The organism is Variovorax sp. GW460-12-1-14-LB1, from assembly GCF_059423605.1.
In genome coordinates, this window is record NZ_JBWKYF010000017.1 from 29,340 (window position 1) to 42,391 (window position 13,052).

Sequence of the window (13,052 nt, forward strand, 5' to 3'; positions counted from 1 at the left end):
GGACCGGTGTCCGCAGTCCTTCTTCATGTCAGGCGTTCGACGCATTCAGCTGGCCGCTCAGGTCGGCATTCGGCGCCGCGCGCGCGACGAGGCCGGGCAGCACCTCGCCCAGCTCGGCGACAGTCCAGCGGCTGTCCTTCTGCACGTGAGGACCGGCACGCCACCCTTCGGCCACCGTGATGCGCCCGCCCTTGGCGCCGAACACCCGGCCGGTGACGGCGCTGGAATGCACGCTGCCCAGCCAGACGACCAGCGGCGCCACGTTCGCCGCGTCCAGCGGGTCGAACCCGGCGACGCCGGCCGGCGCCTTGGGGTTGAGCTGGCCGCTCTTGAACAGGTCTTCCGTGAGGCGGCTCATCGCGGTCGGGTAGATCGCATTGACCGTCGCGCCATAGCGCTCCAGCTCGCGCGACGCCACGATGGTCATGTTGGCGATGCCGGCCTTGGCCGCGCCATAGTTGGTCTGCCCGACGATGCCGTACAGGCCCGACGACGAACTGGTGTTGACCACGCGCGCCACGCGCGGGCGGCCGGCCTTGGCTTCTTCGCGCCAGTACGCGGCGGCATGGCGCATCGGTGCGAAGGTGCCGCGCAGGTGGACGCGGATCACGGCGTCGAAATCGTCGATGTCCATGTTCACGAGCGTCTTGTCGCGCAGGATGCCGGCGTTGTTGACCAGCACGTCGAGCCCGCCGAACGCGGTGATCGCGGCCTCGATCAGCCGCCTGGCGCCCTCCCAGTCGGACACGTCGTCGGTGTTGGCCACGGCCTCGCCGCCCATCGCGCGGATCTCGGCCACCACTTCCTGCGCGGGGCCGTTCATGGCGCCCGTGCCGTCGGGCCTGGCGCCCAGGTCGTTGACGACCACCTTCGCGCCCTGGCGCGCGAACTCCAGTGCGTATTCGCGGCCGAGGCCGCGGCCGGCACCGGTGATGACGACCACGCGGTCCTTGCAGAGCTGTTGCATCTCCATTCCTTTCGTTTCGCTGGGATCGATGTGCCGGACCGGACGGTCCGCAGCGGCAGTCCCCCGGCAGGCGCTGTCGCGTGCATCGATGATGCGAAGCCGAAGGCCGCGAGCCACTAGCCGCGATGGCTAGCCGGTGTTCAGTGCAGCCTGGGGGTTTCCCGGACCAGCGAGAGATCGCGCATGCGCGCAACCGCTTCGTCGCGCTCGGCAACGCCCAGCTTGCTGTAGATCTTGCGCAGATGCCACTTCACGGTGTGGGGCGTGACGCCCAGCACGCGGGCAATCTTCTTGTTGGGCATGGCCTGCGCCACGAGGTCGAGCACCTCGCGCTCGCGCTCGTTGAGCAGGTCGACGGCCACACCCTCGGCGGCAGCGCTCTTTGCCATGCGGACGGCCGCCCGTGCGCGTCGCGTGGCCGCGGCCGCCTCCAGCAGCCGCCGTGCATAGAACGCAAGGACCGGGTCGAGTGCCGCATCCGCCAGCAGCGCATCGAGGAGCGACGGCACGTTCGCCGATACGTCCAGCAGGCTGCGCACGAGACCGAGCCGATGGCCCAGCCGCAAGGCTTCGATCGCCTGCTCACGCGCGGGCCGCTGGTTGCCGCGCCCCGACTCCGCGATGGCCAGTTGCAGCCGAAGGGCCGCCAGGATGCGCAACCGGCCAGCCGATTCGGTGCACGCCACGAGGGGCTTCAGGCAATCGACGGCGCCGTCGAAGTCGTTCCAGTGCAGGCACATGTCGGCACGCGCACGCTCGGTGATGCGCCAGGTTTCGGCGGCCGTGCCCTTGCCCGCATCGGCATGGCGCACGTTCAGCACCTTGATCCGCTCGAACACCTGGTCGGCCTGCGCGGTCTCGCCTTGCTTGAGGTACAGGCGCAGGCGCAGGACCAGCGCATGCGCGAGCAGGCGGTCCAGGCTGTTGCGCACGGCGTAGTCCTCCAGGTGATCGAGGTGGTCGAGCGCTTCGAGGCGCCGGCCCGCCAGCCAGTGCGCGCACGCCAGGACGACGAAGGCGCGCAGCACCGCATCGGGAATCGAGGCGCGCTCCAGCACTTCGATGCGGGGTTCGAGCAGGCTGCAGGCGGCTTCGAGTTCGTTCCACTCGTAGAGCACGTCGCTTTGCAGGCCCGCGGCCATGCTGGCCACGCCGATCCGGGCGGCGCCGTGCCCTTGCGCCTCCTGCAGTACCGCGCGGAACAGGTGTTCGGCTTCGGTCATGCGGCCTTCGAGCGCGAAGCTCATGCCGGCGAGGCAGCGCGCGATCAGGCCGCGCCCGGTCGAGGTGCCGTGCTGCTGCGCGGCCTCTTCCAGCAGCGCGCGGGCCTCGGCGTAGGCATCGCGGTACATGTGCATCCAGGCCAGCAGGTGGTTGCGCCCGGCGAAGATGGCCTGTGCGTCGTCGGGAATGGCTTCGAGCTGCGGCGCGATCGCCAGCAGGGTCTCGGTGTCGTCGCGCTGAAGGGCCAGGCCGCCGCGCAGCAGCGTGAGACCCCGGCGCTGCAGTGCGTCCAGCGTGTCGAATTCCGCCTCCAGCTGCGAGATGCTGCCCTCCAGCGCTTCGATGTCGCGCGCATACAGGCGCAGGTAGGCCGCCACGAGCCGCAGCCCGAAGCGCGCCTGCACCTGGGCCATCGGCAGCCGCCGCATGAGGCCGCCCAGCGAGGTCAGTTCGCCCCGGGCCAGCAGGTCGGACGCGCAGGCCTCCACGATGTCGGCTGCCGCGTGCGCATCGCCCGCCAGCACCGCATGGCGCACGGCTTCGTCGAAGTGCCCGTGCGCCTCGAACCAGCGCCAAGCCGCGCCGTGCAGCGCACCGCGTTCCTCGCCCGGCAGCCTTTCCAGGCGCGCCAGCAGGATCTCGCGCAGCAGCGGATGCACGCGATACCAGGTCTCGCGGTCGTGGCTGCTGACCTGGCTGATGAACAGGTTCTCGCTGTCCAGGCGTGCCAGCCGCAACGCCATGTCCGCACCGGCGTGCGGCAACACCAGCAACGCGGCGCACAGGGAGGCACAGAAACGGTTGCACAGGGCCAGCCGCGTGAGCAGCGCCAGCTCATCGGGCGGCAGGTGCGCCAGCACCTCGCCTTCGAAGTAGCTGGCGAAGGCCTGCGCGTCGCGCACCTGCACCCGGGCATACGGGGCGCCCCGCTTGGCCTGCATGTCGACCACGAACAGCTGCAGGCCGGCCACCCAGCCATCGGTGAGCTCGTGCAGCACCTGCACGTCGCGCTTGTCGATGCTGGCCAGCTGCTCGCGCAGGAAGCGCTCGGTTTCCTCGGCGGTGAAGCGCAGGTCGCGCAGGTCGAACTCGCTCACGAGGCCCTGGGAGCGCAGCCGCGCGAACGACAGCGGCAAGGCGGTGCGCGAAGCGAAGGCCAGGTGCAGCCGCGGTGGTGCGTAGTCGAGCAGCCATTGCAGCACCTGGAAGATGCGGGCGTCCTCCAGGTGCTGGAGATCGTCGAGCATCAGCACCAGCTCCCGCGAGCGCGACGAGATGGCCTGCACGACGGTGATCACGGCATGCTCGAGCGCCGACTCGTCGCTGTCCCGCCCCATCAGCAGCGCCGCCTCGCGCACCGCGTCGGGATCGACTTCGCCGATGCTGGCCAGCAGGCAGTCGAAGAAGCGTGTCGGCTCGCAGTCTTCGGCGGACAGTGAGAGCCAGGCGACATCGAAGTCCAGCGCCAGCAGGGCCTGCCGCCAGGCCACCAGCGTGCTGGTCTTGCCGCTGCCCGCGGGCCCCTGCACGACCACGCAGCGCTGGCGCCGGGCCTCCAGCAGCCGCGCCTGCAAGGCGTCGCGCGGCACCAGCCGGCGCGACGGACGTGGCGGAAGCAGCTTGGTGCTGGCGACCGGTTCGATCCTGCGCTCCGGCACCGTCGCAAGGCTGGGGTTCAAGGATTCATCCATGGACACGAAGGAAGAAACTCCCCGCAGTATGGAGCGCCGATGCGCAAATCAGCGTCGCGCGGTGCGCCATTCGGCGGCGATGGCGGAGAGGTCGGCGTCCGGCCGTTCCTGGGGCGCCCTGGGCATGGCGGGCACGGTGCGGCTGAAGCGCGGCGCCGGGGCCGGCTGCACCACGCCCTCGACCTCGACGAAGGTGCCGCGCGCCTTCATGTGCGCATGCTGCGGCGCCTCGGCAAAGGACAGCACCGGCGCAAAGCAGACATCGCTGCCTTCGAGCAGGTCGCACCACTGTTGCCGCGTGCGCGACTTGAAGCGCTGCGCGATCTGCACCTTGGCCTGTGCCCATGCGCCGCGGTCGTGCTGGTCGCCGAGCGCTGCGGCATCGAGGTCCAGCTTCTGCAGCAGCTGCGCATAGAAGCGCGCCTCGATCGGGCCGACCGAGATCCATCCGCCGTCCTGGCATTCGTAGACCTCGTAGAACGGCGCGCCGGTGTCCAGGATGTTGGTGCCGCGGCGTTCGTCCCACAGCCCCGCGGCGTGCAGACCGTAGAAGGAGGTGGCCAGCGAAGCCGCGCCGTCGACGATGGCGGCATCGACCACCTGGCCCTGGCCGGAGCTGCGCGCTTCCAGCAGCGCCGCCAGCACGCCCATCACCAGGTAGAGCGCGCCGCCGCCCATGTCACCGGCCAGGGCCAGGGGAATCGAAGGCGCCTGGTCCTTGCGGCCGATGGCGTTCAGCGCACCGGTGAGCGCGAGGTAGTTCACGTCATGGCCCGCCGCATGCGCGAGCGGGCCGGTCTGGCCCCAGCCCGTCATGCGGCCGTACACGAGGCGTGCATTGCGCGCGAGACAGATTTCAGGACCGAGCCCGAGGCGCTCCGCCACGCCGGGCCTGAACCCCTCGATCAGCACGTCGGCGTTCTCCACGAGTTCCAGCACCTGTTCGACGGCCGCGGGCTGCTTCAGATCGAGCATCGCGCATTGGCGGTTGCGCAGCAGCAGGTTGTATTTGGCCGGGCGCTTGACGCCCAGGTCGGCCGCCTCGGTGCGATCGATGCGCAGCACCGTGGCGCCCAGGTCGGCCAGCAGCATGCAGGCCATGGGGCCCGGGCCGATGCCGGCGAGCTCGATGATCCTGATTCCTTGCAAGGGTCCCATTCGCTTGTCTCCTTCGATGCGTGGCGACTGCCGCCCACGCAGATTGGTGAAAACTCAGGCCAGGGCCGGCGCGGACAAGCGCAGCCGGACGAAATCGAACAGTCCGTCGGGTTGCGCGAGCAGGGCCTCGCCCAACAGGCGCGCGCACTGCGTCTCCGTGCCCGGCACGGCCCGCCACTCATGCAGGCGGCGTGTGTACAGGCCGAGCACATGCTCCTCGGTGATACCGATGGCACCGAACACGGCGTGCGCGATGGCGCAGACGCTGCGCGCCGCCTCGCAGGCCCGCAGCTTCGCGGTGGCCGCCAGCAACGGATCGGGTTGCACGCCCGCAGCGCTGCATCCCAGTCGGGCGGCCAGCGTGGCCGAATGCGCCTGCTCGCCCAGCACGCTGAGTTCCTGCTGCACGGCCTGGAACTGCGCGATCGGCCGGCCGAACTGCTTGCGGTCGCGCGCGTAGTCGGTCACCAGTTCGAGCACGCGCGCCATGGCACCCGCCATGCCTGCGGCGTGAAGTGCGTTGCAAAGCGCCACGGCATCGGCTGCGCCCGCCTCGAAGCGCACCACGGCGAGATCGGATGTGTGCCATTGCAGGGTGGCTGAAGCCTGCGGGCGCCACGCACCCGGCGTGGCCGTTGCACGCTCGCGCGACAGCAGCAGCCATTCGCCCTGCCAGCTCGCGAGCACCTGCTGCGCGAGCGCGCCGCCGGGCACGTCGCGGCAAACGATGGAACCCGCGTCGCCGGGAACACCCGGTGCGATCGCGATGGGGCCGGCGCCGCGCCGCTCGCCATGCCCCGCCGCAGCCAGCAGTGCGCGCGCGACGGCGGTCTCGCCGAAGGGAAGCCCGAGCCCGGCCTTGCCGGCGGCGAACACGAGCGCGAACAGCTCGCGCAGCGACAGGCCCGCGCCGCCCTGCGCTTCCGCCACGAGTGCATCGGTGTAGCCGAGCGCATCGATGGCCTGCCACAGCGCGTCGGTGGGCGCGCCGGCTTCGACGGCGCGCAAGGTGTCGTCCGTGCACAGCGCGCGCAGCGGGCGTTCGAATTCGTCAAGGAGTGTGTCGTCCATCATGTGTCCTTGTGTGCGGCGCTGCTAGCGAACGCCCAGCCCGCGGGCGATGATGCCGCGCATGATCTGGCGCGTGCCGCCGCGCAGGGAAAAGCTCGGCGCCAGTTGCGTCACGTAGGCCAGGGTCTGCAGCAGGCCGGCCGACGGCACCGGATGGCCGGGCGCATCGAAGGCTTCCTCGATCCATCCGGGCATCGCCTGTTCGAACTCGGTGCCCAGGTCTTTCACCAGCGAGGCCTCGAATGCGGGATCGAGCCCGCGGCCCAACTGCTCCGCCACCGCCAGAGACATCGCGCGCAGCACCGCCATGCGCGCGGCGATGCGCCCCGCGATGACCTGCACGCCGGCGGCCGGCGCCGGGCCCTGGCGCAGTTCGGCGAGCCAGGCTTCGGCGAGCACGAGGCTGGAGTAGATGCGCTCGGGTCCGCTGCGCTCGAAAGCCAGTTCGGCCGTCACCTGTTGCCAGCCCGCGCCCTCTTCGCCGACCAGCGCATCGGCTGGCAGCTCAACGTCCTCGAAGAGCACTTCGCAGAAATGCCCGTCGCCGCTGAGATCGCGGATCGGCCGCACGGTGATGCCCGGCAGCGTCAGGTCAACCAGCAACTGCGACAGGCCCTTGTGCCGGTCTTCCGACGTGCCCGAGGTGCGGGCCAGCGTGCACATGTAGTGCGCGCGGTGCGCATTGGTCGTCCAGATCTTGCGGCCATTCAGGCGCCAGCCGGTGGCGGTGGGTACGGCCCGCGAGCGGACACTGGCCAGGTCGGAGCCGGTGTCGGGCTCGCTCATGCCGATGCTGGTGAAGAGTTCGCCGCGCGCGATGCGCGGCACGAAGAACGCGCGCTGCGCCTCGCTGCCGTAGCGCAGGATCAGCGGCGCGGTCTGCCGGTCCGCGATCCAGTGGGCCGACACGGGTGCGCCCGCGGCGAGCAGTTCTTCGAGCAGCACGAAGCGCGCGAAGCTGCTGCGCCCGGCGCCGCCATAGGCCTTGGGCAGCGTCAGGCCGATCCAGCCCTGGCGCCCGAGCGCGCGGCTGAAGTCGGCGTCGAACCCCATCCAGGAGCGCGCCCGCACGGCCGGCGCAACGCCGTGCAGCGCCGACTGCAGGAAGGCGCGCACCGGCGCGCGCAGGGCTTCGTCCTCCGGTGGAATCGCGACCAGCGAAAACGATTGCAGGGTGTTCAATGGTGTGTCCTCACAGATGCTTCATCGGGTTTTGCCCGCTTCGTTCGGATGGGTGCAAGCGCCATAATCCGCGTGGCTCCTGCACCGTTTGGCAGCCGCAGCGGGCCACCCGTTACTGCCGCAATCACCGAGACATTCGCCCCCATGGAGCTTCGCCAATTGCGGCAGGTCGTCGTCCTTTCGGAGACGCTCAACTTTCATCGCGCCGCAGAGCGGCTGCACATGGCGCAGCCGCCGCTGTCCACTTCGATCAAGAAGCTCGAGGAAGAACTCGGCGTGCTCCTGTTCGACCGGCTCTCCACCGGCCTGCGGCTCACGGCCGCCGGCGAAGCCGTGCTGCAGAACGCCAAGCGCGCACTGTTCTTCGTCGACGAGGTCCGCCGCGCGGCCCGCGACGGCGTGGCGGGCGAAGAGGGCCTGCTGCGCATCGGCTTCGTCGGCTCGGCCACCTATTCGCTGATGCCGCAGATCGTGCGCAGCTTTCACCGCCAGTACCCGCGCGTGGATCTGGAGATCGAGGAATCGACCACCACCGATCTGCTGCGGCGCATCGAGGACCACTCGCTCGACCTCGCACTGGTGCGCTATCCGGTACTGACGCCGACCGCAGCGGAACTCACGGTGCTGCAACTGGACCACCTGGTGCTGGCCGTGAGCGCCGATTCGGCCTTCGCGCAGCGCAGCGAGATCGCCATCGCCGAGCTGGAGGGCGAGCCCTTCATCGCGTACTCGCGCACGCTGGTGCCCACCATGCATGTGCTGACCATGCAGGTGTTCCAGGATGCCGGCGTGCAGCCGCGCATCACGCAGGAGGCGGTGCAGGTCCAGACGATCCTCGGCCTGGTGGAAAGCGGCCTCGGCATGGCGCTGGTGCCGGCGGTGGTGCAGCGCTACGCCAGCAACGGCGTGCGCCTGATCCCGCTGACCGACATGCCGTCCAAGTACACCGTGGGCATCGCGATGGCCACGCTGCCCGACGCCTTGACGCCGGCCGCACGCAATTTCATCGCGGTGGCGCATGCTGCTGTCCAGCCTTCTGCAACGCAGCCACCGGCTCAGTCTTCGTAGCCGATGTTGGCGGTCTTCACGATGCGCCGGGTCTTCTCGATCTCAGCCCGCTGGAACTCGCCGAAGGCCTGCGGCGCGCCGTAGAACACCGCCCCGCCCTGCAGGGTGATGAAGGTCCTGGCCTCGTCGCTGTCCATCAGCTCCTTGATGGCCTGCGACGCCCGGGTGAGCACGGGCTCGGGCACGCCCGCGGGAAAGAACACGCCGGTCCAGGCATACGACTCATAGCCGGGCGTGCCGCTCTCGCTCACGGTCGGCACCTGCGGCAGTTCCTTGATGCGTTCGTTGGCGGCGACGGCCAGCGCACGCACCTTGCCGCCGCGCAGCAGCGGCATCACCGCGCTGACCTCCGCCATCGTGTAGTCGATGTTGCCGCCGGCCAGGTCGGTCATGGCCGCCGAGGTGCCCTTGTAGGGCACGGCCGTGGCCTTGATCTGGTTGCGCTCGTGCAGCAGTTCGAGCGCGACGCGGTAGGTGGCGGTGCCGCTGCCGAAGTTGAGCTTGCCCGGCGCCTGGCGCGCGGCCGCCACCAGGTCCTGCAGGGTCTTGAAGGGCGAGCTGGCGGGCACGACCAGCACCATCGGAAAACGGGCGATGCGCGCCAGCGGCTGGAAGTCTTTCACCGCGTCGTAAGGCAACTGCCGGAACACGGCCACGTTGGTCACCATCGGCGAGTTGCTGGCGACGAACATCGTGTAGCCGTCGGCCGGTGCGGTGGCCACGGCGCGCGCGGCAATGAAGCTGTCGGCGCCGGGCCGGTTGTCGACGAGGAAAGGCTGGCCGAGTTTTTCGCTCAGGTGCCTGGCCAGGAAGCGCGCGGTGGTGTCGGCGCCGCTGCCGGGCGGCAGCGACACGATGATCTTGACGGGCTTGTCCGGATACCCGGCCGCGGTCGCCAGCGCGGCGGCGCAACCCAATGAAAGCGCCAGCAGCCAGCGCGCGAGGAAAGGGGTCTTCATGTCTCTGGTTCCTTGTCGTTGTTGTCCGGCCCGCCGATCGCAGGTCCGATGCCTGTCTTCTTATTCGGCCTCGATGCCCGCGGCCTGCACCGCGCCAGCCCAGCGCTTGAGTTCCGCGCGCAGGTACGTACCGAACTGCTCGGGCGTGGAAGACTGGAGCAGCACGCCTTGCGGCTCGAACTGGCCGCGCAGGCCCGGGTCGGCCACCGCCTTGTTGACGGCTTCGTTGAGCGCCTTGACGATGGCCGGCGGCGTGCCCTTGGGCACCAGCAGGCCGTGCCAGGTGGGTGCGTCAAAACCCGGGATCAGCGACTCGCCCAGCGCCGGCACGCCGGGCAGCACGCCGATGCGCGCCTTGCCGGCCACAGCCAACGCGCGCACGCGGCCATCGCGGATGAAGGGCAGCGACGAGTTCACGGCGTCGAGCAGGAACTGGGTCTGTCCGCTCATGAGGTCTGCCATGGCGGGTGCGGTGCCCTTGTAGGGCACATGCATCGCATCGAGCTTCAGGGCCTGCAGGAACAGCGCGACACCCAGGTGCGTGACGTTGCCCTGCCCGCCCGAGCCGTAGGCGAGCTTGCCGGGCCGCGCCTTCATGTACTGCACGAACTCCTCGATGTTGGCGACGGGCAAGCTCGGGCTTGCCATGAGCACGGTCGGGATCAGCGCGGGCAGCGCCACGGGCACGAGATCGCGCAGCGCGTCGTAGGGCAGGTTCTTGTGCAGCGCCGGGCTGATGGCCAGGCCCGACGAGTGGTACAGCACCGTGTAGCCGTCCGGTGCGGAGCGGGCCACGAACTCGGTCGCGATGTTGCCGCTGGCGCCGGTGCGGTTGTCGACGACCACCGGCTGCCCCAGCAGTTGCGAGAGCTTGAACCCGATGGCGCGTGCCACGACGTCGGTGGGCCCGCCCGCAGCGTAAGGCAGCACCAGCCGGATCGGCTTCTGCGGCCAGGCTTTGGGTTCATCGGCCGCGCGGGCCAGGGGCATTGCTGCGAGCGCACCCGCAGCGGCAAGGATGTGGCGCCGTTGAAAGGACATGGTCATCCCCGCTGTCAGGTGCGCGCCGCGGCACGGGCCTTCGCCGCATCGAGAAAGGCATCGAGCGCGGACTCGTGCGCAGCGGTGTGGTGTGCCAGCGCCTGAAAGCCTGCCGACATCTCCAGCACCGTGTCGAGCCGCGCGTGCTGTGCTTCGCGCAGCAGCCGCTTGGTCATGCGCAGGGCATGCGACGGATTGCTGGCGATGCGCTGCGCGAGCCGCAATGCCGTGGGCATCAGCGCATCGGGCTCGACCACATCGGAGACCAGCCCCCATTGCAGGGCCTGCGCGGCATCGATGGGATCGCCGGTGAAGGCCATCTCGCAAGCGCGCGACATGCCGACCGCGCGCGGCAGCAGCCACGCGCCGCCGTCGCCCGGAATCAGGCCGAGCTTGACGAAGCTCTCGGCGAACACGGCCGTGCGCGAGGCAATGCGGATGTCGCACATGCAGGCCAGGTCGCTGCCCGCGCCGTAGGCCGGCCCGTTGACGGCCGCGATGGTCGGCACCTCGAGGTTGCACAGCGCCAGCGGCAGGCGCTGGATGCCGTCGCGATAGGCGTAACGGCTGTGCACCGGCTCGCCGAGCCCGCTGCCGATGGTGTCGCGCAAGGTCTTCAGGTTGCCGCCCGACGAGAACGCCGTGCCCGCACCGGTCAGCACCACGGCGCGCACGGACAGGTCGCGGTTGACGGTGTCGCACAGCGCGATCAGCGACTCGACGGCATCTGCGTCGGACAGTGCATTGCGGGTCTGCGGACGGTTCATCGTCACCACTGCGACGCCGCCGTCGCGCTCGATCTTGAGGAAGTCTTCCATGTCAGTGCGCCTTCTTTTCGTCTGCCGGCTTCATGCGCATCATGCGCAGCGGCGTGTAGGTGAGAACGGTCTTGCCATCCTGGTTGAGAACCGAATTGCGGGTGCGCACGAGGCCGCGTCCCGGCTTGGCGGTGGGGCGTCGCTCGATCACTTCGCATTCGACATGGATCGTGTCGCCCACGAAGGTCGGCGCGGCGATGTCGAGCTCCGCATTCAGGAACGCGAGGCCCGTTCCCTGCATGGACGGCGTGATCAGCCCCTCGGCGAAGGCATAGACCAGCGCGCCCGGCACCACCCGGCCCGCAATCGCCATGTGCGCCCGGTCGCTGGTGTCGGTGAACAGTTCCTCGTTCAGCCAGCTCAGGTTGATGAAGCTCACGAGGTCCGCCTCGGTCACGGTGCGGGAACGGGAACGAAAGCGCATGCCTGTTGGCAGCTCGTCGAAATGGAAGCCGGTGTTCAGCTGGATCAAGAGGTCGCTCCGTTCAGGTCCATGGAATGGCGGTTCAGTCCGCTTCGGAAATCAGTTCGGCGGGCAACAAGGTGGCGCCCTGCGCGGCCAGTGCCTCGATCTGCGCCGCGCTGTAGCCGGCCTCGGCCAGCACCTCGGCGCTGTGCTCTCCAAGCCTGGGCGCCTGGCGCACCACCGTGGGGGGCGAGTCGGACCATCGCGTCGCGATCGCCATGGCGCGCAGGCGCCCTTCGCTGGGGTGTTCCACGGTTTCGAAGAACCCCACGGCCTTGAGATGCGGATCGTCCATCAGCGACTCGAGGGTGTGCATCGGCATGACGGGGATGTCGGCGGCTTCGAGCCGTGCGGTCCAGTCGGCCGAAGTGCGCGTCTTCATCACCTGGCCCACCAGCTGGTACAGCTCGCCGATGTTCTCGGTGCGCCGGCCGATGGTGCTGAAACGCGGATCGGCCTCCATCTCCTGCGACTTGCCGATCAGGCCGAAGAAGGTCTTCCACTGCTTGTCGTTGTAGATCAGCACGCACAGATGGCCGTCCAGCGTCGCGTAGGGACGGCGATGCTCGTTGAGCAGCCGCGCATAGCCGGCAGGCCCGATCGGCGGCTCGAAGGTGCAGCCGCCCATGTGGTCGCCCAGAACGAACTGCGCCATGGTCTCGAACATGGGCACGTCGATCGATTGCCCCCTGCCCGTGCGCTCGCGGTGGAAGAGGCCCGCCGACACGGCGTTGGCCGCGCTCATGCCCACGATGCGGTCGACCATGGCACTGGGCACGTAGCGCGGCACGTCGGCGCCCGCGCGCACGCCCAAGGTGGGAATCGCGGCCGCGCCCTGGATCAGGTCGTCATAGGCCGGCTTGGCCGCATAGGGCCCGTCTTGCCCATAGCCGTACACGCCGACATACAGGATGCGCGGATTGACGGCAGCAATGGCGGCGTAGTCCAGCCCCAGGCGCGCCATGGCCTGCGGCCGGACGTTGTAGATGAGCACGTCGGCATCGGCGGCCAACCGCAGCAGCGCCTCGCGGCCGTCAGGCTGCTTGAGGTCCAGCACCACGCTGCGCTTGCTGCGATTGGCGTGCAGGAAGATGCCGCCCATGCCGGGGTTCCGGCCGGGCCCGATGCCGCGCACCGTGTCGCCGCCGGGCGACTCGATCTTGATGACGTCGGCGCCCAGGTCGCCGAGGATCTGGGTGGCATAGGGCCCCATCAGCACCGCGGTCATGTCGATGATGCGCACACCGTCGAGGGGTCCGCTCATGGGGCCCCCTGGCTTTTCGAAGCCGGTAGCGCAGTGCGCGAAAGGAAGCGGCCCGCCGCTTCTGTCCTTGTGTCCATTCGGTCTCCCGTGTCGTTGGAACGATGCTAGGGGAACCGGTGTTGGCCGTGAAATACCGTCTTCAT

At 69.5% G+C, this 13,052-nt stretch carries 11 protein-coding genes; 1 reads left to right on the top strand and 10 read right to left on the bottom strand.

Going from position 1 to position 13,052, the window contains the following annotated elements; translation table 11 throughout:
• Nucleotides 1–28 precede the first annotated feature (28 nt).
• The 5 genes from AC07Y4_RS11410 to AC07Y4_RS11430 all read right to left on the bottom strand — a co-directional run bounded on the left by AC07Y4_RS11410 (nt 29) and on the right by AC07Y4_RS11430 (nt 7,293).
• Nucleotides 29–967 (bottom strand): SDR family oxidoreductase, encoded by a 939-nt coding sequence (locus AC07Y4_RS11410; protein WP_495274547.1) that lies wholly within the window; start codon nt 965–967, stop codon nt 29–31.
• 140 nt (nt 968–1,107) lie between these two features.
• Nucleotides 1,108–3,870 carry a winged helix-turn-helix domain-containing protein gene (locus AC07Y4_RS11415; RefSeq protein ID WP_495274548.1) on the bottom strand — a complete coding sequence of 921 codons (2,763 nt, stop codon included), beginning with the start codon at nt 3,868–3,870 and terminating at the stop codon, nt 1,108–1,110.
• Nucleotides 3,871–3,930: 60 nt separating this feature from the next.
• Complete coding sequence (locus AC07Y4_RS11420) at nt 3,931–5,040, bottom strand: CaiB/BaiF CoA transferase family protein (RefSeq protein ID WP_495274549.1); 1,110 nt, start codon at nt 5,038–5,040, stop codon at nt 3,931–3,933.
• A 54-nt stretch (nt 5,041–5,094) separates the two neighbouring features.
• A complete protein-coding gene (locus AC07Y4_RS11425) occupies nt 5,095–6,111 on the bottom strand; it encodes an acyl-CoA dehydrogenase family protein (RefSeq protein ID WP_495274550.1) in 1,017 nt (338 codons plus the stop codon).
• A gap of 24 nt (nt 6,112–6,135) precedes the next feature.
• Nucleotides 6,136–7,293, bottom strand: coding sequence for an acyl-CoA dehydrogenase family protein (locus tag AC07Y4_RS11430; protein WP_495274551.1), 1,158 nt, complete (start codon nt 7,291–7,293; stop codon nt 6,136–6,138).
• A gap of 144 nt (nt 7,294–7,437) precedes the next feature.
• Between AC07Y4_RS11430 and AC07Y4_RS11435 the strand changes: the two genes are divergently transcribed.
• Nucleotides 7,438–8,361 carry a LysR family transcriptional regulator gene (locus AC07Y4_RS11435; RefSeq protein WP_062474040.1) on the top strand — a complete coding sequence of 308 codons (924 nt, stop codon included), beginning with the start codon at nt 7,438–7,440 and terminating at the stop codon, nt 8,359–8,361.
• Here the strand turns inward: AC07Y4_RS11435 and AC07Y4_RS11440 are convergent.
• From AC07Y4_RS11440 to AC07Y4_RS11460, 5 genes are all read right to left on the bottom strand, one after another.
• Nucleotides 8,349–9,320 (bottom strand): Bug family tripartite tricarboxylate transporter substrate binding protein, encoded by a 972-nt coding sequence (locus AC07Y4_RS11440; RefSeq protein ID WP_495264580.1) that lies wholly within the window; start codon nt 9,318–9,320, stop codon nt 8,349–8,351. The genes AC07Y4_RS11435 and AC07Y4_RS11440 overlap by 13 nt on opposite strands.
• 60 nt (nt 9,321–9,380) lie before the next feature.
• Nucleotides 9,381–10,361, bottom strand: a complete 981-nt coding sequence (locus tag AC07Y4_RS11445; protein WP_495274552.1) for a tripartite tricarboxylate transporter substrate binding protein — start codon at nt 10,359–10,361, stop codon at nt 9,381–9,383.
• A 14-nt stretch (nt 10,362–10,375) separates the two neighbouring features.
• Nucleotides 10,376–11,179 carry a crotonase/enoyl-CoA hydratase family protein gene (locus tag AC07Y4_RS11450; protein ID WP_062474043.1) on the bottom strand — a complete coding sequence of 268 codons (804 nt, stop codon included), beginning with the start codon at nt 11,177–11,179 and terminating at the stop codon, nt 10,376–10,378.
• 1 nt (nt 11,180) lies between these two features.
• The gene (locus AC07Y4_RS11455; protein WP_354345135.1) at nt 11,181–11,603 is read right to left on the bottom strand and encodes a hotdog family protein; all 423 of its coding nucleotides are present in this window, start codon (nt 11,601–11,603) and stop codon (nt 11,181–11,183) included.
• Between the two features lie 82 nt (nt 11,604–11,685).
• On the bottom strand, nt 11,686–12,909 hold the full coding sequence (locus AC07Y4_RS11460) for a CaiB/BaiF CoA transferase family protein (protein WP_495274553.1): 1,224 nt from the start codon (nt 12,907–12,909) through the stop codon (nt 11,686–11,688).
• Nucleotides 12,910–13,052 lie beyond the last annotated feature (143 nt).

Excerpts from the sequence above, each read along its gene's own strand:
- AC07Y4_RS11425 (WP_495274550.1), bottom strand. The coding sequence starts at position 6,111 with ATGGACGACACACTCCTTGACGAATTCGAACGCCCGCTGCGCGCGCTG.
- AC07Y4_RS11435 (WP_062474040.1), top strand. The coding sequence starts at position 7,438 with ATGGAGCTTCGCCAATTGCGGCAGGTCGTCGTCCTTTCGGAGACGCTC.
- AC07Y4_RS11440 (WP_495264580.1), bottom strand. The coding sequence starts at position 9,320 with ATGAAGACCCCTTTCCTCGCGCGCTGGCTGCTGGCGCTTTCATTGGGT.
- AC07Y4_RS11420 (WP_495274549.1), bottom strand. The coding sequence starts at position 5,040 with ATGGGACCCTTGCAAGGAATCAGGATCATCGAGCTCGCCGGCATCGGC.
- AC07Y4_RS11455 (WP_354345135.1), bottom strand. The coding sequence starts at position 11,603 with ATGCGCTTTCGTTCCCGTTCCCGCACCGTGACCGAGGCGGACCTCGTG.
- AC07Y4_RS11450 (WP_062474043.1), bottom strand. The coding sequence starts at position 11,179 with ATGGAAGACTTCCTCAAGATCGAGCGCGACGGCGGCGTCGCAGTGGTG.
- AC07Y4_RS11445 (WP_495274552.1), bottom strand. The coding sequence starts at position 10,361 with ATGTCCTTTCAACGGCGCCACATCCTTGCCGCTGCGGGTGCGCTCGCA.
- AC07Y4_RS11460 (WP_495274553.1), bottom strand. The coding sequence starts at position 12,909 with ATGAGCGGACCCCTCGACGGTGTGCGCATCATCGACATGACCGCGGTG.
- AC07Y4_RS11410 (WP_495274547.1), bottom strand. The coding sequence starts at position 967 with ATGCAACAGCTCTGCAAGGACCGCGTGGTCGTCATCACCGGTGCCGGC.